General features: G+C 44.2%; 17 protein-coding genes, 1 pseudogene and 1 riboswitch. Of the genes and pseudogenes, 13 read left to right on the top strand and 5 right to left on the bottom strand.

Annotation, left to right across the window (positions count from 1 at the left end):
• Window positions 1–4: 4 nt before the first annotated feature.
• The 4 genes from AC0VYE_RS22750 to AC0VYE_RS22735 all read right to left on the bottom strand — a co-directional run bounded on the left by AC0VYE_RS22750 (window position 5) and on the right by AC0VYE_RS22735 (window position 4,795).
• The gene (locus AC0VYE_RS22750; RefSeq protein ID WP_475442958.1) at window positions 5–1,129 is read right to left on the bottom strand and encodes a Ger(x)C family spore germination protein; all 1,125 of its coding nucleotides are present in this window, start codon (window positions 1,127–1,129) and stop codon (window positions 5–7) included.
• A complete protein-coding gene (locus AC0VYE_RS22745) occupies window positions 1,126–2,226 on the bottom strand; it encodes a GerAB/ArcD/ProY family transporter (RefSeq protein ID WP_475442957.1) in 1,101 nt (366 codons plus the stop codon). The genes AC0VYE_RS22750 and AC0VYE_RS22745 overlap by 4 nt, the downstream gene beginning before the upstream one ends.
• 5 nt (window positions 2,227–2,231) lie before the next feature.
• Entirely contained in the window at window positions 2,232–3,701 is a 1,470-nt protein-coding gene (locus tag AC0VYE_RS22740) for a spore germination protein (RefSeq protein WP_475442956.1), read from the bottom strand.
• Window positions 3,702–3,853: 152 nt separating this feature from the next.
• On the bottom strand, window positions 3,854–4,795 hold the full coding sequence (locus AC0VYE_RS22735; RefSeq protein WP_076266664.1) for a ribose-phosphate diphosphokinase: 942 nt from the start codon (window positions 4,793–4,795) through the stop codon (window positions 3,854–3,856).
• Between the two features lie 176 nt (window positions 4,796–4,971).
• Between AC0VYE_RS22735 and AC0VYE_RS22730 the strand changes: the two genes are divergently transcribed.
• The 6 genes and pseudogenes from AC0VYE_RS22730 to AC0VYE_RS22705 all read left to right on the top strand — a co-directional run bounded on the left by AC0VYE_RS22730 (window position 4,972) and on the right by AC0VYE_RS22705 (window position 9,761).
• Window positions 4,972–5,175 carry a hypothetical protein gene (locus tag AC0VYE_RS22730; protein WP_475442955.1) on the top strand — a complete coding sequence of 68 codons (204 nt, stop codon included), beginning with the start codon at window positions 4,972–4,974 and terminating at the stop codon, window positions 5,173–5,175.
• Window positions 5,145–5,474, top strand: a pseudogene (locus tag AC0VYE_RS22725) (MFS transporter); the annotation flags it as partial. The gene AC0VYE_RS22730 and the pseudogene AC0VYE_RS22725, both read left to right, overlap by 31 nt.
• Window positions 5,475–5,581: 107 nt before the next feature.
• Complete coding sequence (locus tag AC0VYE_RS22720) at window positions 5,582–7,234, top strand: GAF domain-containing sensor histidine kinase (RefSeq protein WP_475442954.1); 1,653 nt, start codon at window positions 5,582–5,584, stop codon at window positions 7,232–7,234.
• A 9-nt stretch (window positions 7,235–7,243) separates the two neighbouring features.
• On the top strand, window positions 7,244–7,903 hold the full coding sequence (locus tag AC0VYE_RS22715) for a response regulator (protein ID WP_076266668.1): 660 nt from the start codon (window positions 7,244–7,246) through the stop codon (window positions 7,901–7,903).
• 159 nt (window positions 7,904–8,062) lie between these two features.
• Window positions 8,063–8,689 (top strand): FMN-dependent NADH-azoreductase, encoded by a 627-nt coding sequence (locus AC0VYE_RS22710; RefSeq protein ID WP_076266669.1) that lies wholly within the window; start codon window positions 8,063–8,065, stop codon window positions 8,687–8,689.
• Between the two features lie 178 nt (window positions 8,690–8,867).
• Window positions 8,868–9,761, top strand: coding sequence for a LysR family transcriptional regulator (locus AC0VYE_RS22705; RefSeq protein WP_475442953.1), 894 nt, complete (start codon window positions 8,868–8,870; stop codon window positions 9,759–9,761).
• 14 nt (window positions 9,762–9,775) lie between these two features.
• Here AC0VYE_RS22705 and AC0VYE_RS22700 read toward each other — a convergent pair whose 3' ends face one another.
• Window positions 9,776–10,765 carry an aldo/keto reductase family protein gene (locus AC0VYE_RS22700; protein ID WP_475442952.1) on the bottom strand — a complete coding sequence of 330 codons (990 nt, stop codon included), beginning with the start codon at window positions 10,763–10,765 and terminating at the stop codon, window positions 9,776–9,778.
• 212 nt (window positions 10,766–10,977) lie between these two features.
• On the opposite strand from AC0VYE_RS22700, the gene AC0VYE_RS22695 reads away from it, so the two are divergent.
• From AC0VYE_RS22695 to AC0VYE_RS22665, 7 genes are all read left to right on the top strand, one after another.
• Complete coding sequence (locus tag AC0VYE_RS22695) at window positions 10,978–11,562, top strand: TetR/AcrR family transcriptional regulator (protein WP_475442951.1); 585 nt, start codon at window positions 10,978–10,980, stop codon at window positions 11,560–11,562.
• Between the two features lie 57 nt (window positions 11,563–11,619).
• Entirely contained in the window at window positions 11,620–13,062 is a 1,443-nt protein-coding gene (locus AC0VYE_RS22690; protein ID WP_076267040.1) for a DHA2 family efflux MFS transporter permease subunit, read from the top strand.
• A 144-nt stretch (window positions 13,063–13,206) separates the two neighbouring features.
• Window positions 13,207–13,884 (top strand): response regulator transcription factor, encoded by a 678-nt coding sequence (locus tag AC0VYE_RS22685; protein WP_475442950.1) that lies wholly within the window; start codon window positions 13,207–13,209, stop codon window positions 13,882–13,884.
• Window positions 13,881–15,296: an ATP-binding protein gene (locus AC0VYE_RS22680; RefSeq protein WP_475442949.1), complete on the top strand. Its 1,416-nt coding sequence runs from the start codon at window positions 13,881–13,883 to the stop codon at window positions 15,294–15,296. Before AC0VYE_RS22685 ends, AC0VYE_RS22680 begins: the two co-directional genes overlap by 4 nt.
• Window positions 15,297–15,422: 126 nt before the next feature.
• Window positions 15,423–16,562 (top strand): Fe(3+) ABC transporter substrate-binding protein, encoded by a 1,140-nt coding sequence (locus tag AC0VYE_RS22675; protein ID WP_076266675.1) that lies wholly within the window; start codon window positions 15,423–15,425, stop codon window positions 16,560–16,562.
• Between the two features lie 2 nt (window positions 16,563–16,564).
• Window positions 16,565–18,220, top strand: coding sequence for an ABC transporter permease (locus AC0VYE_RS22670; RefSeq protein WP_475442948.1), 1,656 nt, complete (start codon window positions 16,565–16,567; stop codon window positions 18,218–18,220).
• Window positions 18,217–18,882, top strand: a complete 666-nt coding sequence (locus tag AC0VYE_RS22665; RefSeq protein ID WP_475442947.1) for an ABC transporter ATP-binding protein — start codon at window positions 18,217–18,219, stop codon at window positions 18,880–18,882. The genes AC0VYE_RS22670 and AC0VYE_RS22665 overlap by 4 nt, the downstream gene beginning before the upstream one ends.
• Before the next feature lie 14 nt (window positions 18,883–18,896).
• A riboswitch (cobalamin riboswitch) is annotated at window positions 18,897–19,097 on the top strand.
• Window positions 19,098–19,224 lie beyond the last annotated feature (127 nt).

Here is a 19,224-nt window from a genome sequence, read left to right as displayed (position 1 = left end):
ATACTTACTTAACAGGCCCCATTGAAGCTATTTCTAAGTCTACCTTTACACGCACTTCTGCACTTGCAAATGCTTCACTCCAATGATCCTCTACCTTGCAAAATTTCTCGTATTCCTTTGCTCTTGCATACACCCCAAGCCCTATGGGATCGATTTTATGCTTTTGCAGTTTCTCGATAATGCTCGTAAATTGCTCCTGCATGAGAACAGCAACCTGTTTTTCCAGCTTTGTATCATCCTTCTCTACATTGAAAGGGAATAGATGCTCGGAGAGACCGACCCTTGTCTTCACGTGAATATCAAACTTGAATTTATTGTTTTCATAGGTTGTTTTGATTTTTGTTTTTACTTTGGCGCCAGTCAGGCTCAAAATATTCGTTTCGAATGGTCCGTTTACGGGCTCGCCAGGGATGGGATAGGACAAGCTGAAGCCCGGTGCCGCTTGTTTCTGCAAAATACTTAGCAGGATCGTTTCTTGGGGGCCCAAAGAAAGCTCATATTTGCCTTTCTGATTCAGCAATGCTGAGCCTTTCAGCCTAACCTGGTTATTGACGATCTTCACCTCAGCAATGTAAGGCGTTAAGCCTTTATCATAAAACTGCCTGTGAAATTCTTGGGCGGTCGTCGCATACGTTTCCGATTTTATCGATTTGGTATCCACCATGCCTCGAAGCAGAATAGGAAGCAGCGGCTGATCAGGAGGATTTAGTGAAAATACCTCCTCTAATGAGCCATCAACAGCAATAACACGGTCGGTTACTGTGTTTCTTGCATCACGAAACAACACATCAAGCATCGGAAACCAGTCCTCGTAACTCAGAAAATGTCTGCCTAGGAGGATCACTTGGTAATTTCGACCTTGGATGGAGCCGCTTGATTGCGAGTCTTGAATCGCTTTGGATTGGCGAAGCGAATTAGCGCTTCCTGATGTTTCTTGACTCTTTTTCTTTATGTTTTTGCTGAAAACAGGAGCGGAAGAATAAAAATGAAATTTCTCATTTTTATCCAAATCCATGCCAAGAGCAAGCGGTGTTGCCGCATTTTCTAAATACAGCTGATCCCCGCAGGCGGATGCAGTAAGGCAAATCGTAATGAACAAGCAACATACAAAAAAGAGGCGCAGCTTCATAGATCAGCCCTCCGATGTATTCGTTTGTAAATGACCATATATAGCAGCAGTAGACTAGGTAGTATATATTCCATCCCAAAACCAAACCAAGTAAGCCATAATTCAATTTGATCGCTTCGCTTGAATGAGGGGATGTGAATAAAAGTAGCTATCGCAAGAATAATGCACAATATACGTAATGGGACACGATGGTTGCTTAGCTCGAAAACCTTGCTTATGCAGAAAGAGACGATATACATAGACGGAATCCAAACGAGTGAGAAGACGAACAAATAAAAAGCGATGAAAGGCACCTCAATCCGTTCAATAAAGCGAAATTCAATTGTTTTGAGAATACTGATGATTGGATCATTATAAAGTGTGATTTCATGGGGACTGAAGTAAATGAAGCATATGATTGTAATAAATAGATGTACGGATAGGGTAATCGTATTGGATATAAACAGTGAAGAAGCAGCTTTATCCTTCTTAACTAAATAAGGATAAAATATAAAAACGGCAGCGAGGCCCAGGTTCGGATAGATCGTTGCTTTCACCGCCGAGAGGACGGGAAGCCAGCCTACTTTTAATATGGGCAGCAAGTTGAGCCAATGAGCATATTTAAGGGTAAATAGATAAACAAAGGGCAACCAGCATGATATGACAGCTACTAGCTCGGCGTATCGTCCTAAGATGCGAGGACCGTTTATAGCGATTTTATAAGCGGGTATTAACAGCAGAATCATGAGTATGTAGGACTGTGTGTTTGGCATCAGCCAAATTTTAATAATCAGGATGGTGCGCACAAGACCGTCATACATAAGAGAGAGGAAAAACAAGGCCAACAATAGGGTAAATCCTTTGGCAAGCCATTTCCCCATCATTGCAGGCAGCGCATCAATTAATGTTTTATCCGAACAATGTCTCATCACCATAATAATGATATACCCGCATAAAAGACTGATGGCATAACCAATTAGAATGGAAATCCAGCCATCCGTTCCTGCTATTTCTGCTAACTTTCTCGGTAAGGAAAGGACGGCGACACTAATCTGAATACCGGAAATAATAAAAATAAATTGCATCGAAGTTATCGTATTACCTTCGGTGTTCGTCAATGTGCTCAATCCTCCTTCCGAGTGTTTGTTTGACGTTTTTCTTGAAGCGGGAGCGCGTTTTTTGGTCTCTTTTCCATCAGCCATAATGGTGCTCTTATTAGGGTGTCCTTCAAATCTGAGAAACGGAGCGGAGCCAGTGGGCTTCCATATGGCATGCCAAGCGATTTAAGCGTTAATAAATGAGCGATCATCGTCATCAAACCAACAATGATCCCAACAAACCCGAATAGTGAGGATAAAATCATGAGCATGAAACGAATTAAGCGAACGGCTGCAACCATATCGTAATTTGGCAAAATAAATGAAGAAATGGCCGTAAATGCTACAACGATAACCATAACGTTACTTATTAAGCCAGCTTGAACGACAGCTTGTCCAAGTACAATACCCCCAACGATGCCAACAGTCTGGCCAACGGGGGCGGGCAGCCGGACGCCAGCTTCACGGAGCATTTCCAAAGTGATTTCCATTATAATGGCCTCCACAAAAGGTGGAAACGGTACTTGTCCGCGTGATTCTCCCAGGGTGAGAAGCAGCTTCATTGGAATGATCTCAATATGGAAGGAAACAACTGCGATATAAAAGGCAGGCAAAAATGTAGCAGTAATAAATGCAAACATTCGCAGCAGCCTCAAAAAGGTTGCAATGGACCAACGAGTACTATAATCGTCGATGCTTTGGAAATAAGAGTAGAAGCTGATTGGAGCAACGAGTACGCTTGGCGAGCGGTCGACGACAACGACACATCTTCCTTGCAAAATTTGCGATGCTGCAGAATCTGGCCGCTCGGTAAGAACGAATTGCGGGAAGAGTGAGAAGGGATTATCCTCGATCAGCTCTGCCAGCTCACCCGTGTTTAAAATGACATCTACGTCAATCTTTTGAATTCGATCCTTAAGATCGTTTAACAATTGAGGATTCATTACATCCTCCAGGTAAATAATCGTTACGGAGGTCTGGCCGCGCCGACCGACAATCAGCCGTTTCATTTTTAATTCGCGATTCGGGATATAACGTCTGATCATAGCGATATTTTGGCCGCTGGTTTCGACAAAGCCTTGATGGGCGCCTTTTAAGGAGGCTTCCATTTGTGGATCTTCGATTGCCCGCTGCGGCCAGCCGCTTGTGCCAAGCACATAGGCCATCTCTCTGCCGCTCACGAATAATATGGATTTACCGTGCAGTATTGCTATCTCAATTTGGTACCAATCCGTTTCGGGTACGATTTGTCCAATGGTCATCATTAACTCATCACCAGGTTTTCCCTCGCTCGAATCTAGCTGCAAGGGACGAAGGACGTCACTATTAATTGCTGCTCCATCTGTCAGCCCATCGATGTAGATGAGTGCTGCTTGCTCAGTTGTTTGCTTGATCGTTAGATTCCTTATGACTAAATCGCTTGTATCCGAAAAAATTTCTTTTATACGTTCTATGTTTACTTTCAGGTCTGAGCTGATAGGTTCTGTTTGATCCATTGCTTGCGTCCTCCCATCCTCGCTGCCGTCTTGATTGATACACCTATTTTGCCACGGTTTACCATAGCTATACGCATGCAACATAAATACCCCCTTGCGAAAGAGCAAGGGGGTATAATTGATGTTATATGTTATTTTGCTTTACTAACGGCCTATGAGCCTGATTTAAACAACGTTGCAATCGAGCCGCCTTCGGTAATGATTTTAATGGCGGTTGCAAGGAGCGGGGACATCGGCAGTACGACAAATTTACTCGAATGCTCTTGGCCAATACTGATCGTATCCGTAATAACGACTTCGCGGATGTTCGGATGATCCAGCTTCTCAAGCGCATTGGCTGAGAATAGGCCATGCGTTGCACATATGTAGGAATCATGCGCGCCTTTTTTCTTAAGCGCTTCTACGACATTTACAATTGTGCTGCCTGTATCAATTAAGTCTTCAATAATAATTGGTGTCATGTCTTCAACATCACCGATGATATGCGTGATTTCAGACTGATTATGAGCGGGACGATTTTTGATCATGATCGCAAATGGACAGTCAAGCAAGCCGGCAAGCTTCTCGGCAGTTGTAGCTCGGCCCGCATCTGGCGATACGACAACAGGATTTTTGATGTTTTTGCTTCGCAAATAATCAATGATCAAATCAAGCGCCGTTAAATGATCGACTGGAATATCGAAGAAGCCTTGAATCGGATCTGCATGCAAATCGACGGTAATGATTCGGTTTGCTCCAACGGTAGTCAATACATCGGCTACCATCTTAGCGGAGATTGGCTCTCGCGGTGCCGATTTTCTTTCCTGACGTGCATAACCATAGTATGGCATAACGATATTAATGGTTTTCGCTGATGCTCGTTTGGCAGCGTCTATCATGACGAGAGTTTCGATTAAATGCTCATTTACGGGATGGGAAAGTGATTGGACGATGAATACGTCACAAGTACGAATAGGTTCTCCGTATGAAACATGAATCTCACCGCTTTGATGCCTTGATATTGCGACATTGCCTAGCGGGAGCTCAAGTTCTTTACATAACTCCTCAGCCAACTTCTGGTTCGAAGTGCCGGAGAAAATTTTAATCTTTTGCATGTGATCCTCCTAAATGGTAGCTACAAGATGCTACGTTAAACGACATTATTAGCTCAATCATAACAAACAAAACAAAAGAGGACAAATATTTGATGAAACGACTTTTCTATTGGAACAAATAATGAAAGGTGATAAAGTGGATCAAGGAAAAAGTACCACAGAGGGAGATGCCCCACTTGCTTGCTCAGAAAAAAATCCAAACTCAACATCAATCCACTGGCATTAAACGGCTTTGGCTGATCCTCTTGCTTGGATCGCTCTCCGCGTTTGGGCCGTTGTCCCTTGACATGTATTTGCCGGCGCTGCCGCAGCTAACGGATGATTTCGTTACAAGCTCATCTCTTGTTCGGCATCAGCCGGCGGAATATTGCTTATCATGATATTAATTGACGCGCCGCTCGCTGCGATTCTTGTGCCATTGTTTTTTGTTGTAGCAAGCGTTGGTATTATTTCGACGACTGGCTTCTCCTTAGCGATGCAAAAGCATGGCTATGCTGCGGGCAGCGCATCTGCATTGCTCGGGATATTATCCTTTACATTTGGGGGCATTATTTCACCGCTCGTAGGTCTTGGCGGCAGCGCAAATGCGCTCCCTATGGGAATTTGGATAGCCATTGCAGAGCTGGGTGCTGTAGCCTGTTATATTCTTTTGATCAAAAAGCCGTTTCGAAAGCGCTAATCCAAAGAGCCTGCCATCCAGCATAAGCAGTGCAAGCTGCTTTGGATCGGCTCTTTTTTTTGCGGTTCAGGTAGGTGTATAATGTGTGCTTAGAAGGAAGTGGAAGCATGTCCAGAGAAAAAAGAGCTTATGAGCTGGTCGCATTGAAGGAGATAGCAGAGACACTTAACAGCACAAACGACATGGATCAAATGCTGAATGATGTGCTTGCCAAGCTGCTTCAGGTTACAGGTTTTACTACGGGCTGGATATTTATGATTGACAATAAAAGTGAAAACCTTTGCGCGGCTACATATAATTTGCCTCAAGGTTTAGCGGCAAACAATCAGGCGGTCATGTGCGGCGAGGTTTGCTGGTGCATTGAAAGCTTTAAGCAAAACAAGCTGGATCAAGCGGTAAATATTATAGAGTGTTCAAGAATTACATATGCCATCACGAACAAGCTTGGTGATAATGAGGGTGTTACTCATCATGCGACGGTTCCGCTACGAGCAGGAACGGATCAATTCGGCTTGTTAAATGTTGCTGAAGCTGGCAAGGATCGTTTTACTGAGGAGGAGCTTGCACTTCTGCAAGCCGTTGCTTATCAGATCGGGACGGCGATTAAGCGAATCCGCCTGTATCAGGTGCAGGAGCAGCATGCGATTCATTATGCGAAGCTTGGTGATGTTATTCAGAAAATAAACGCCATACAAGATATAAACCATCTGCCGCTGCAAGCGGTTAGCCATATAGGCGATACGTTCAACTGGCAGCATGTATCGTTATTTATGTATGAACAAGAGCAATTATCGCTTCGCGCACATTATACAGACAATCACGTCCGAAAAGAGTGGCTTTCGCTTGCCATCGATCAAGGCGGGATGGTTAGCAAAGCGTTTCATGAGAATCGTCTTGTCAAACAGTCCGTATGCGACAGCAATTCCTGCTCGTCTTTATCATCCATAGGGATACCGCCATTCTCATCAGCAGTCGCAATACCGCTTCGCATTCGCAGCCGCCCTATTGGCGTTCTGTTTGTAAGCAGTCAGTTAGGCAAGCAGTTTGATGATTACTTAGAGGACTTCATGTATTCGCTTGGGGATCATTTCACGTTAAGCGTAGAAAATTTGCGGGTATATGAGCAGCGGCGCGAGCTCGCACGCATGGAAGAGAGAAATCGAATGGCTAGAGATTTGCATGATTCGGTTATTCAAAAGGTGTTCTCTTTATCCTTTCTAGCGAAGGGCGCCGAGACGGTGCTGGCAGGCAAAGAACCTGTCGTGGAACGATCGTTACAAGAAATAAGACAACTGTCACAGGAAGCGCTGAAGGAAATGAGAACGCTGATTTGGCAGCTGCGGCCGGCAGGTCTTGAGCATGGGTTGATTACTGCGCTTAAGCAATATGGCAAGAGCATGGACTTAACCGTGTATGAGAAGGTGGAGGGCGTTCGCGAGCTTCCGCGTGCGATTGAAGAAGCCCTTTGGAGAATCGGGCAAGAGGCGCTTAATAATGTAAGAAAACATGCAGATACGAATACCGTTTATGTGCGGCTCATCAAAACAGAGTCTCGCGCCTGCTTGGAAATATTGGATCGAGGCCGCGGTTTTTCGCAAGAGAAGCGTAAAGGAAAACTGACCATGGGAATGCTGACGATGCGGGAACGTGCAGAAACGCTTGGCGGAGAGCTAACGATAACGGGCGGAAAAGGGCAGCCTACAATGGTGACAGCTGTTATACCGATTGCAACGGAAATGGAAATGTGGGAAGAGGAATGAGGAACTGTTTTGACGATAAAAATATTGCTCGTTGATGATCATCAAATTGTGTTGAAGGGAATTTCTTTTTTTCTAAGCATGCAGCCTGATTTTGAGCTGGTGGGTGAAGCGAATAACGGCAAGGAAGCGGTGGAAAAAGCTGCTGAACTAAAGCCTGATATCATACTGATGGATCTGAACATGCCGGTTATGGATGGGATCGAGGCGAGCAATTTAATCGCTAGGCAAAATCCGGATATTAAAGTGCTTGTGCTCACCAGCTTTTCGGATCGCAGTCATATCGTGCCTGCTCTACAATCCGGAGCTGCTGGGTATATGCTGAAGGATGTAGAGCCTGATCAGCTTGCAGAAGCGATTCGCAGCGCCTATAAAGGAAATATTCAGCTGCATCCGGATATAGCGAGTGCGTTACTCGCTCAAGTATCGCCGCAGATTAGTTCGGTGAAAGGGCTACCTATTCGTGAGTTAAGTGAAATATTGACTCCGAGAGAGCTAGAGGTGCTGCAATTGCTTACCAAAGGAATGAGCAACAAAGATATTGCTCACTCGCTCACTGTAGCGGAGAAAACAGTCAAAACGCATGTGAGCAGCATTTTAAGCAAATTGGATTTAACGGACCGAACGCAAGCTGCGTTATACGCGGTGCAGTTAATGCGAGAACCTGAATAACACGCTGACGTAAGACTATAGTCGTAAGACTAGCTCTCCGCCTTTGGCGGTTTTTTTATGTCGATTTTTCGGTCTATTTACCGATGATTGTTGCCCTAAAACTATATACAATTAAGGTACTTACAAAAAGTAAACAAACATCTTGGAGGGAAATATACAATGAGTACAGTATTATTTATTAAAGCAAACGATCGTGGAATCGAACAGGCAGTCAGCGTTAAGCTATATCAATCTTTTCTAGACAGCTTTAAAGCTAGCCATCCAGAAGACACAGTGGTTGAGCTTGATTTGTTCAATGAAAACTTGCCTTACATGAACGCTGATATGATTAACGGCAACTTCAAAGCAGCTCGCGGTTATGACCTTACACCTGAAGAGCAAGCAGCTGTAGCTGTTTCGGACAAATATATGAATCAATTTCTTGCGGCGGATAAAGTGGTATTTGCATTCCCGCTTTGGAACTTCACTGTTCCTGCAGTATTGCACACTTATATCGACTACCTTTCACAAGCTGGCAAAACGTTCAAATATACAGCTGAAGGCCCAGTTGGTCTGATCACTGATAAAAAAGTCGTATTGCTTACTGCTCGCGGCGGCATTTATTCCGAAGGCCCTGCAGCTTCGGTTGAAATGGCACATAACTTTATCCGCACCGTAATGGGCTTCTACGGTGTGACTAACCTAGAGAGCATCATCATTGAAGGTCACAACCAACTTCCTGACCAAGCAGAAGCTATTGTAGCAAAAGGTCTTGAGGAAGCAGCAGCATCAGCTGCTCGTTTCTAAATCAACCGTTTAAATGCGAAGGCAGCCGGACATTTTCGGCTGCCTTTTTGCATGTGGATGAATTCAAACCGTTAATAAAAAATTTGCGGTGCGATACGTGATCGGGTACGATGGCGATATAAGAGCATGGACGAAAGGTTGATAAATCAGAGCTGATACAGGAAGAGGTATGATGTCTATGGACTTGAAAAAGCTGCGTTATTTTATCGCAGTAGCAGAAGAGCTGCATTTTAACCGTGCTGCCCAAAAGCTGAATATGACTCAGCCTCCATTGAGCCAACAAATTCAAGTTCTTGAAGAAGAGCTTGGTGTGAAACTTTTGGAACGAACCAAGAGACAGGTTCGACTTACGACTGCTGGTGCGATATTTTTGGAGGAATCGAGAAACATTGTTGCTCATTTGGAACGATCGATAAAGATGACACAACTTGCAAGTGAAGGTAAAATAGGCAATTTATCCATCGGGTTTGTGGATTCAGCAGCAGGCGGTATGATGGTCAATGTTCTAAAGAAATATCGAGAACGGTTCCCAGATGTACAGCTTACACTATCTGAAATGACATCTGCTGAGCAACTGAAAGCGCTGCATGATGGGGAAATAGATGTTGGATTCCATCGGTTGCTGGACCCTTCAAGACATATCACATCTAGACTGTTCACGAACGAATCACTTGTTGCTGTATTGCCCAAAACACATCCGTTAGCCGATCAACCAACCGTTTCACTGCATTCTTTGAGGGAAGAACCCTTTATCTTGTCACCACATCATATGGGGGCTTCATTTCATGACCTAATTGTAGATTTTTGCAGGCAGCATGGATTTCAGCCCCGCATCGTGCAGGAAGCTGTTCAAATGTACACGATTGTAAATCTGGCAGCTGCAGGCATAGGCATCTCAATTGTTCCCTCTTCGGTTTCCGTATTTCAACGCAGTGATGTCGTATTTCGATCATTTGATGAGGATACACCGCGTGTTCCTCTTTATGCAGCCTGGAAAACAGAGAAGAGTGAAACGGTTCTGACTCATTTTCTAAAAGCAGTGGAGGAAACAGCCGCTAGCCAGACTAACTGACTTGTGAGAACGCTCTAACCTGTTTTACTAGCATCAAATTGAGCAACGTCTTTTAATACGTTATTTATTTGCATTATAATCTCAGCATCTAGACTAACTCCTGCCGCTTTTACGTTTTCCAATACCTGCTCCGGCTTCGAGGCGCCAATGATAACGGAGGACACCTGCGGGTTTTGCAAAACCCACGCTACCGCGAGCTGTGGCAGCGTTAAGCTGCATTTTTGTGCAATCGGCCCTAGTTGTTCTATTGCCTGAAGGACTTCTTTATTCAACCATTGTCCTGCCAAACGTTTGAAAAACGGCGAACCAGCGGCCGTAGAAGCGCGCGAGCCTTCTGGTATAGGCTTGTCATGAGCATACTTACCGGAAAGAATACCTTGCGCAAGTGGTGACCATACAATCTGACCAATTCCTTCACGCTCGCAAGCGGGAATAACCTCGGCTTCAATAACCCGCCAAAGCATAGAATATTGGGGTTGACTCGCAACAAAAGGAACTTTCAGCTCCCTTGCCAAAGCCGATCCTTGCGTTATCTGATCTGCTGTCCACTCACTTACGCCGATATACAAAACTTTTCCTTGTCGAACCAAATCGGAAAACGCCACAAATGTCTCTTCAAGCGATACGGTCGTATCAAATCGGTGAGCATAATAAATATCAATATAGTCCGTCTGTAATCTGCGAAGTGAAGCATGGCAGGATTCCATAATATGCTTGCGTGATAACCCTCTATCGTTATGCCCGTTCCCTGTTGGATGAAAAACCTTCGTGCACAATTCAATACTTTCACGACGTATTCCCTTTAAACAATGACCTAAGACCGATTCCGCCCTCGTCTCCGAATAAGCATCAGCTGTATCGAAAGTTGAAATTCCAGCGTTTAGTGCAGCATTTACGCATGCTTGTGCGGTGTTGTCATCCACTTGTGCACCGTGGGTTATCCAGTTTCCGAGAGCCACTTCGCTTACTAATAAGCCGCTTTTACCTAGTTTCCTATAATTCATGTTTCATTCCTCCTTTCAATGTAAATCTGATTATAGCAACCTATATTTAATATTAAAAATATATAATAAACGCATTATTAAGTTGATTTATGTATTAATAGGATCGAAGGACGATTGGTTCTATTGTTACTGGATATAAAAAAAGGTTGACTTGATAAGCGGATCAATGTTTTTATTATATAGACCGATCGTTATAATCGAGGAGTGAATCAATGTCGGAAAAACATAATACAAGGCATGCCATACTTGATACGGCAGCTAGGCTTTTTTTTACGCAGGGCTATCATGCGACGGGATTAAGCCAAATTATTAAAGAAAGTGATTGTCCGAAGGGATCTCTTTATTATTATTTCCCAAACGGCAAGGAAGAGCTTGCGCTGGAATGCATTAACTGCACGAAGGAGCTTGTGATTGAGAAATGGAGAAAGAAATTTGCTGATTATGAGGACCCTGCTGAAGCCGTTCAGGCTTTTGTATTTGATATGGCTGATGACGCAGAGAAGTTTGATTATAAGGGTTATATGCCGTTTAGCTTCTGGATGGCAGTCGAAACCTCATCGATTAGCGAAACGCTGAGAGCAGCTGGACAAGGTGTATTTGCAGCATGGCAGAACGTGATTTCCGATAGGCTGGTTCAGCTTGGAATGGAAGACACTAGAGCAGTTGAGGTTGGCGTCGTCACCGTTTCCTTATTGGAAGGTGCGCTCATTCTAACGCTGACGAATCGGGACAAGCAGCCGTTGTTATCCGCAGCGAAATGTTTGCCGTATATCATTAATAAATGTCCTTCTCTATGAGAAGTCATGAATAAATGCTAGATAGATAATAGGAGAGTGGAAGGCTTGCAAGCAACAATGACAGAATCGCAACAAAATACGGGGCAAAAATATAAAGTAATCCCCATTATGATTTCATTATTATTAAGCGGCTTTATCGGAATGTTTAGTGAAACGGCATTAAATGTAGCACTAAGCGATTTAATTCGCGTCTTTGATATTACGGCGCCAACGGTACAGTGGCTTACAACGGGATACTTGCTGACGCTGGGCATATTGGTTCCCGTATCGGGACTGCTGCTCCAATGGTTCTCGACAAGGCAGCTTTTCATAGCTGCACTCAGTTTCTCCGTACTAGGTACATTGGTAGCGGCGCTCGCACCAAGCTTTGAAGTTCTTATGGCTGCGCGTGTTATCCAAGCAGTCGGAACGGCGCTTTTGCTGCCGCTTATGTTTAACACGATCCTCATTATTTTCCCGGCAGAGAAGCGGGGAGCGGCAATGGGTGTAATTGGGCTTGTTATTATGGTTGCGCCTGCTGTAGGCCCGACGATTGCAGGACTTTTGATTGAAAACTTAAGCTGGCACTGGATTTTCTGGTTGTCGCTTCCGTTCCTAGTCATTGCACTATTATTCGGGATTATGTATATGCAAAATGTTTCTACCATAACAAAACCGAAAATTGATATTTTTTCTCTCGTATTCTCAACGCTGGGTTTCGGCGGCATCGTGTTTGCCTTTAGCAGCGCGGGTGAAGGTGAAGGCGGCTGGGGCAGTACAAAAGTGATTGCGACCATGATCGTTGGTATTTTGTCCCTTGCGATTTTCGCTGTTCGTCAATTGACGATGAAGCAGCCGATGATGAACTTACGGGCGTTTAAGCATCCGATGTTTGTTGTAGGAACATTAATGGTATTTATTTGTATGATGGTTATTTTATCTTCTATGCTCGTTCTGCCTATGTATTTGATCAGTGGACTTGGTCTTAGCGCACTGACAGCTGGCCTCATTATGCTGCCAGGCGGTCTTATTAACGGAATTATGTCTCCCATTATGGGCAGCCTGTTCGATAAGTTTGGTCCTAAGTGGCTCGTTATTCCAGGTCTTGTCATCGTTGCCGCTGCGCTATGGTTCTTCTCAGGCATAACGACAGCATCAACCATTACGTTAATTATTGTCCTTCATTCATGCTTGATGATCGGTATTTCGATGGTATGGATGCCTGCACAAACAAACGGGCTCAACCAGCTGCCACGCGAGTTGTACCCGGATGGTACGGCGATTATGAATACACTGCAGCAGGTCGCTGGCGCTATCGGTACCGCAGTTGCAGTAAGTATTATGACCGCAGGAATGACAGGCTTTATGAAGGATGTAGCAGATCCTACAGATCCGGCAAATGCTCCGCTTGCTTTGACGGCGGGTATTCAGAACGCATTTATTTTCGCTATGATTGTTGCCATTATCGGTCTGATCGTTGCTTTCTTCATTAAACGGGTTCATGTGAGCAAACAGAAATAATAGATTTGAATACTAGAGACAGTCTATGGGAACATGGGCTGTCTCTTTTTTAATAGAATGATTGACGGTGAGAACAATTATCAATTACAATGATTGAAAATATGCTGCAGAGAAGCATTTGCATTACTAAAGGCGGGTCAATCCATGAAAAAGATTTTACTTATTGAGGACGAAAGAAATTTAGCGCGTTTTATTGAGCTTGAGCTGCGTCATGAATCGTTTGAGACAGTTGTTTCTTATGATGGCAATAGTGGATTGGAGCGCGCCTTGCGAGAAGAGTGGGATGTTATTTTATTGGATCTTATGCTGCCTGGTATGGACGGACTAGAGGTTTGCAGGCGTATTCGTGAATCAAAAGCAACACCTATTCTTATGCTGACAGCGAGAGACAGCGTTACGGACCGAGTATCTGGCCTTGATAGCGGTGCGGACGATTATATCCCGAAACCGTTTGCGATTGAAGAGCTGCTTGCACGTCTACGCGTTGTATTTAGGAGACAGGATATGCTTGCATCAGATCAGCGTTCCATTTTGTCTTCAGGTGAGTTAAGTGTTGATTTAGACGCTAGAATCGTTAGCAGAGGCGAACAAATCATAGAGTTGACTAAGCGGGAATATGGATTGCTGCTTGCTTTCATGCAAAATCCGAACCGTGTGTTCTCACGCGAAACGCTGCTTGATACCGTATGGGGTTACGATGCGGCTGTCGATACGAATGTTGTTGATGTATATGTGAGATATTTGCGCAATAAGATTGATGTCCCCGGAGGAACGAGCTGCATTCAGACGCTGCGCGGTATTGGGTATGTGATGAAAAAATGAATAATTTGCGCGTAAGTTTCTCACGCATACCGATCAAGTGGAAGCTGACATTATGGTCGGCGCTGCTGCTATTTCTGCTATTTGCTGCTTATAACGCTGTTCAATATATGTTTGTAGAGAAGTGGATGAAGAAACAAGCAGAGACGACTACACAGGAAGATATGCGGGAAGTATTAAACTATTTGTTGGAAAAGGAGTTCACTTTCGACGAATCGGAACTGAGCTCGATCAGAGGTTTTCTTGAGAAAGTAAATGGTAAAAATCAGCTAATTCGCGTGCTTGATGAAGATGGAGCACCGATCATAATTGTCTCTGATAATCTAACAGAGCAGTGGTTAAATGCTTATCCTTCTTCGAGTTTAACTGACAAAGGGTCGTGGTTTCTTGACCAAAACCTGCTGCTTATGCGCAGCCCTTTAACGATCTTCTCGTTTAACGGAACAATCGAAATTGTAAAAAACATTGAGGATTTTGAGAAGCTTAGTTCAGCTTTTTTTCGAATTATGTTAATTTGCTGTGTCGGTGCCATTGTTATTAGCGGCATCGGCGGAGGATTGCTGGCTCGTCAGCTGCTTAAGCCGCTTCAAGCGATGAATGTTGCCATGACTGGCGTAAAGCAGAAGGGCTTACAAGAAAGGGTTCAGCTAAACGAAAATAAAAATGATGAAATTGCAACGCTCATGAAGCTGTTTAATGAAATGATGGATCAGCTTGAGCGCTCGTTCGGGCAACAGAAACAATTTGTAGAGGATGCTTCTCATGAATTAAGAACGCCAATCGCCATTATTGAAGGTCATCTCGCACTGCTGCAGCGCTGGGGAAAGGATGACCCTGCAGTTCTGGAAGAGTCTTTGCAAGCTTCGTCGCAGGAAATTGCTCGACTGAAAGGACTTGTACAGGAGCTGCTCGCATTGTCACGTGCGGAGAAAGAGCCGACTTACGGAGATGAGATGAGCAGCCATTCGAAGCAGAAGATGGAACAGCTTATTAGAAATATAGAGGTGCTTCATCCGGAGTTCACTTTTCAAGCTGATTTGAGTCTTTTGTCAGACGTAGATCTATTTGTGTCTGAGCAGCATCTAGAGCAAATTATGCTCATCTTACTCGATAATGCAGTCAACTATTCGGGAGAAAGCCGAAAAATAGAGTTATGCTGCTTACTAGGGGAAACGGATGTTGTCATACAAGTCACGGATTTTGGCGTAGGCATATCCGATCAGGATTTACCGCTCGTTATGAATCGTTTTTACCGGGCAGACCGTTCGAGGAGCGGCACAAGCGGCGGTCAGGGACTCGGGCTGGCGATTGCGAACCGTTTGGTGCAACGATATGACGGTAGTTTGCTTATTGAAAGTAAACTTCATCAAGGTACAACCGTTTCAGCTATTTTTAAACGAGCTGCCCGAAAATGAATGTCGGGTAGCTTTTTTTATTTTCACAGCATTTTCTCATTTTAGTCGGTTACAATAGGAACTGTTGAGTTGGTGGTAATGATTTTCATTATCAAATTAAAAGAGAGAATGAGAGGTATGACCAAGATGAAAAAGGATTATATCGTAAGTGTCGTATTGTTAACGATGCTGACAGTGCTCGTATTAGCAGGTTGTGGAGCGAATAATGCAGGAAACGATAAGACGAATGCTTCTTCGCCATCGCCAGAGGCGAGCCCAGCAACGACTGAAGCGGCTGGTGGAAGTAATGATACGAGTAAGAATAACGGCAAAGAGCAAGTCGTAAACGTGTTTACCGCAAGACATTACGATGTTGACAGCCAGTTGTTTGATGCCTTTACGAAAGAAACAGGCATTAAAGTCAATGAAATTAAAGGTACGGCAGAAGAGCTCGTTGAACGTTTGAAGCGAGAAGGAGAAAGCTCAGAAGCAGATCTGTTCATTACAGTAGATGGCGGCGTTCTAAATTATGCGAAGCAAAATGATGTGCTTCAGCCGATTCAATCCACAACGGTTGATAGCAATGTACCCGCAGAGCTGCGGGATAACGAGAACAATTGGGTTGGTATTGCAACCCGTGCACGAGTTATCGTTTATGCCAAAGATCGTGTAAAGCCGGAGCAGCTATCCACCTATGAAGATCTTGCAAGTGCTGCATGGAAAGGGAAAGTATTGGCGCGCTCGTCTGCCAGCCTTTACAATCAGTCGCTGCTTGCTTCATTCATCGAACTAAATGGAGAGCAAAAAGCTGAAGAATGGGCGAAGGGGATTGTAGCAAACTTTGCTCGTGATCCTGAAGGCGGAGATCGCGACCAAGCGAAAGCGGTCGTTGCTGGTCTAGGTGATGTTGCGATTATGAATACTTATTACGTTGGGCAAATGTTGAATTCGAAGGATGCGGAAGAGGTTAAGGTTGCTGAGAAAATTGGCGTATTCTTCCCGAACCAAGAAACGACAGGCACACATCTTAACATCAGCGGCGTAGGCCTTACTAAGCATGCTAAGAATAAAGATAACGCTGTTAAACTGATCGAATTCATGACAGGCAAGGATGGGCAAACGCTGTTAACGCAAGGAAGCTTCGAATTTCCTGTAAATGCTGCTGCAGAAAAGCCTGAGTTGTTAAAGGGCTGGGGTGACTTTAAAACACAGAAGCTGGATTTCTCCAAGCTGGGCGATCATAACAAAAAAGCAGTCGAGCTTCTGGCTAAGGTAGGCTGGAAATAATAATGATGGCTTCCATCTCTTTGCGAAATTTAAAGAGAATATTGAACGGCTGGGTTATATTGAGCGTAATAGGGGCCATCATGGCCCTTATTCCGTCTCTTTATATTTTTTTCGGTTTGTTTGACAAACCGAATGAAAACTGGCAGCAAATCAAAGATTATATGCTGTTTGATTCTGTCGTTCAATCTTTCTATCTTGTAGTAGGATCGGTTTTTTTCTCCGTCGTCATCGGCGTGTCGCTTGCATGGCTTGTTGCAGCCTATGATTTCCCGATGCGGAAGTTTTTTCACTTTGCATTTTTGCTGCCACTGGCTATTCCACCATATATTGCAGCTTATACTTACGGTTCTATGCTGAGCTATACGGGCAGCATACAAGTTTTTATGCGAAATACGCTCGGCGTAACCCCTAACCAAGCTTATTTTGATATATTGTCCATGAAAGGCGCTATTTTCATATTTTCAATGTTTTTATTTCCTTACATTTATTTGATGACCAAAACCTTTATGGAGAAGCAAAGCGCAGCTTTCATAGAAAACGCAAGATTGCTCGGCAAAGGGCAGCTTCATATTTTTTTTCGAATCGTATTGCCTTTGTCACAGGCTGCAATTATCGGCGGAGCCAGCCTCGTCGCATTTGAGGTACTAAATGATTTTGGAGTAACCAAACATTTTGGCATTGCTTCGTTTACTGCAACAATTTTCAAAACATGGTTTGGTATGTATGACGTTGATTCTGCCCTGAAATTATCTGCACTCCTAATGAGCGCTATTATTGGTTTGTTTATTCTGGAGAGACTGCTTCGCAGGCGAAAAATGTATCATTCCGCGACAAGCAAGCTCAATCCGCTTAAACGAAGGAAGTTATCCTATTTAGGGACAGCTGCTGCTATTTTTGTGAGCACGGTTATATTTGCCCTTTCGTTCGCTATTCCAGTAGTTCAGCTCCTCGTTTGGGCGACATGGACATATCAAGATGTATTGAACAGCAAATTTGCGCAGCTCGTCTCCAACACGCTTTTGGTTTCCATTGTTGCGATTACCGTGTTGATGGTGCTTGCTGTTATTGCCGCCAATGTAAGCCGCAGCCTGAATCGGTCGCTTTTGTCGCTTGCAGCAACGAAGCTAATTTTAATGGGCTATTCTATCCCGGGTGCTGTTTTGTCCATTGGCGTGCTTGCTTTGTTTATTTCCCTAGACCATCAATTAAGCGGCGTCTATTCATGGTTAGGCTTTGGATCGAGCAAGCTCGTGCTCAGCATGTCGCTCGTGATGCTTATTTTCGCCTATGTAATCCGCTTCCTTGGTGTAGGATTTAATGCGGTGGAAGCAGGATTTGATAAAATAGGCAATCGTTATTCTGAAGCTTCCAGAACGCTCGGCAAAGGTATGACTGCGACTTTCTTCAAAGTGGATTTACCTTTAATAAAAGGCTCCATATTAGCAGGCTTCCTGCTTACCTTTATGGAAATTATGAAGGAGCTGCCGCTGACGCTGCTGCTGCGCCCGTTTAATTTTGAGACGCTAGCGACAAAAGCCTATCAATATGCAAGCGATGAGCAAATTCATCAAGCTTCCGTACCGTCTTTATTCATAATCACGGTGGGCGTGGCAACTGTTTTTGTTTATCATTGGTTGGGAGAGAAGAAATCCAGATGAACTTTTTTGAGCTGACTAACGTTTCTTTTAGCTATGATAATGGGAAAAAGAGTGTATTAGAAAACTTTACGATGCAAATGCAGAAGGGTGAAGTGGTTGGAGTGCTTGGTCAAAGCGGCTGCGGGAAAAGCACGCTGCTGCGGATTATTGCCGGGCTTGAGATTCCTGCCTCGGGGTGTATTGCCGCTGGCGGCAGGGTTTTAGTGGATGATCAGCAGTTTATTCAGCCTGAGCAGCGCGGCATAGGCATGGTGTTTCAGGATTATGCGTTGTTTCCTCATCTGACTGTCGGTCAAAATATATTATTTGGTTTACATCGATTATCGAGAAAAGATAGATTCATACGGCTGGATGAAATGCTGGAGCTGATACAGTTAAATGATTTCGTCAAGCGTTATCCGCATGAGCTTAGCGGCGGTCAGCAGCAGCGTGTTGCTTTTGCTCGTGCGCTTGCCCCGTCTCCCTTGATGCTGTTGATGGATGAGCCATTTAGCAGTTTGGATGCACACTTAAAGCAAAGCATTCGGGAGGAGCTGAAGCGATTGCTTCACAAAGCCCAAATTACTTGTATGTTCGTCACCCATGATCAAGAGGATGCAGCTGCTATTTGCGATCGAATCATTCAAATCCCATATAGACAAACCCCAGCAATCCCGATATGATTGATTAAATAATCGCATAATTGAATAGAGAAGGTGCAAACAAAAGCATGCTTTTGTTTGCTTAATAGGGAAGTCCGGTTCAATGCCGGCGCGGTCCCGCCACTGTATGTGAAGAGTGATTCTCTGCAAATGCCACTGTCCAATTCAAGGATGGGAAGGTGTGAGAATCGCGTTGACGCACGAGCCAGGAAACCTGCCTTTTTTATTTTGTTTCTCATTCTTCGGGGGTAAAGAATGTGGAGGCGTAATCGTTTTGCAGGACGCATCATATATTTTAGTTATATACGGTTGCTATTCTTACATTCGACATGCAGATCCCCTAATAGAAGGGGGTCTTTTTTT

Source organism: Pristimantibacillus sp. Z349TD_6 (assembly GCF_056173205.1).
This window is presented reverse-complemented; position numbering and strand designations above follow the sequence as displayed.

Excerpts from the sequence above, each read along its gene's own strand:
- AC0VYE_RS22670 (WP_475442948.1), top strand. The coding sequence starts at position 16,565 with ATGATGGCTTCCATCTCTTTGCGAAATTTAAAGAGAATATTGAACGGC.
- AC0VYE_RS22720 (WP_475442954.1), top strand. The coding sequence starts at position 5,582 with ATGTCCAGAGAAAAAAGAGCTTATGAGCTGGTCGCATTGAAGGAGATA.
- AC0VYE_RS22735 (WP_076266664.1), bottom strand. The coding sequence starts at position 4,795 with ATGCAAAAGATTAAAATTTTCTCCGGCACTTCGAACCAGAAGTTGGCT.
- AC0VYE_RS22690 (WP_076267040.1), top strand. The coding sequence starts at position 11,620 with ATGACAGAATCGCAACAAAATACGGGGCAAAAATATAAAGTAATCCCC.
- AC0VYE_RS22675 (WP_076266675.1), top strand. The coding sequence starts at position 15,423 with ATGAAAAAGGATTATATCGTAAGTGTCGTATTGTTAACGATGCTGACA.
- AC0VYE_RS22665 (WP_475442947.1), top strand. The coding sequence starts at position 18,217 with ATGAACTTTTTTGAGCTGACTAACGTTTCTTTTAGCTATGATAATGGG.
- AC0VYE_RS22685 (WP_475442950.1), top strand. The coding sequence starts at position 13,207 with ATGAAAAAGATTTTACTTATTGAGGACGAAAGAAATTTAGCGCGTTTT.
- AC0VYE_RS22740 (WP_475442956.1), bottom strand. The coding sequence starts at position 3,701 with ATGGATCAAACAGAACCTATCAGCTCAGACCTGAAAGTAAACATAGAA.
- AC0VYE_RS22680 (WP_475442949.1), top strand. The coding sequence starts at position 13,881 with ATGAATAATTTGCGCGTAAGTTTCTCACGCATACCGATCAAGTGGAAG.
- AC0VYE_RS22710 (WP_076266669.1), top strand. The coding sequence starts at position 8,063 with ATGAGTACAGTATTATTTATTAAAGCAAACGATCGTGGAATCGAACAG.
- AC0VYE_RS22695 (WP_475442951.1), top strand. The coding sequence starts at position 10,978 with ATGTCGGAAAAACATAATACAAGGCATGCCATACTTGATACGGCAGCT.
- AC0VYE_RS22750 (WP_475442958.1), bottom strand. The coding sequence starts at position 1,129 with ATGAAGCTGCGCCTCTTTTTTGTATGTTGCTTGTTCATTACGATTTGC.
- AC0VYE_RS22705 (WP_475442953.1), top strand. The coding sequence starts at position 8,868 with ATGGACTTGAAAAAGCTGCGTTATTTTATCGCAGTAGCAGAAGAGCTG.
- AC0VYE_RS22700 (WP_475442952.1), bottom strand. The coding sequence starts at position 10,765 with ATGAATTATAGGAAACTAGGTAAAAGCGGCTTATTAGTAAGCGAAGTG.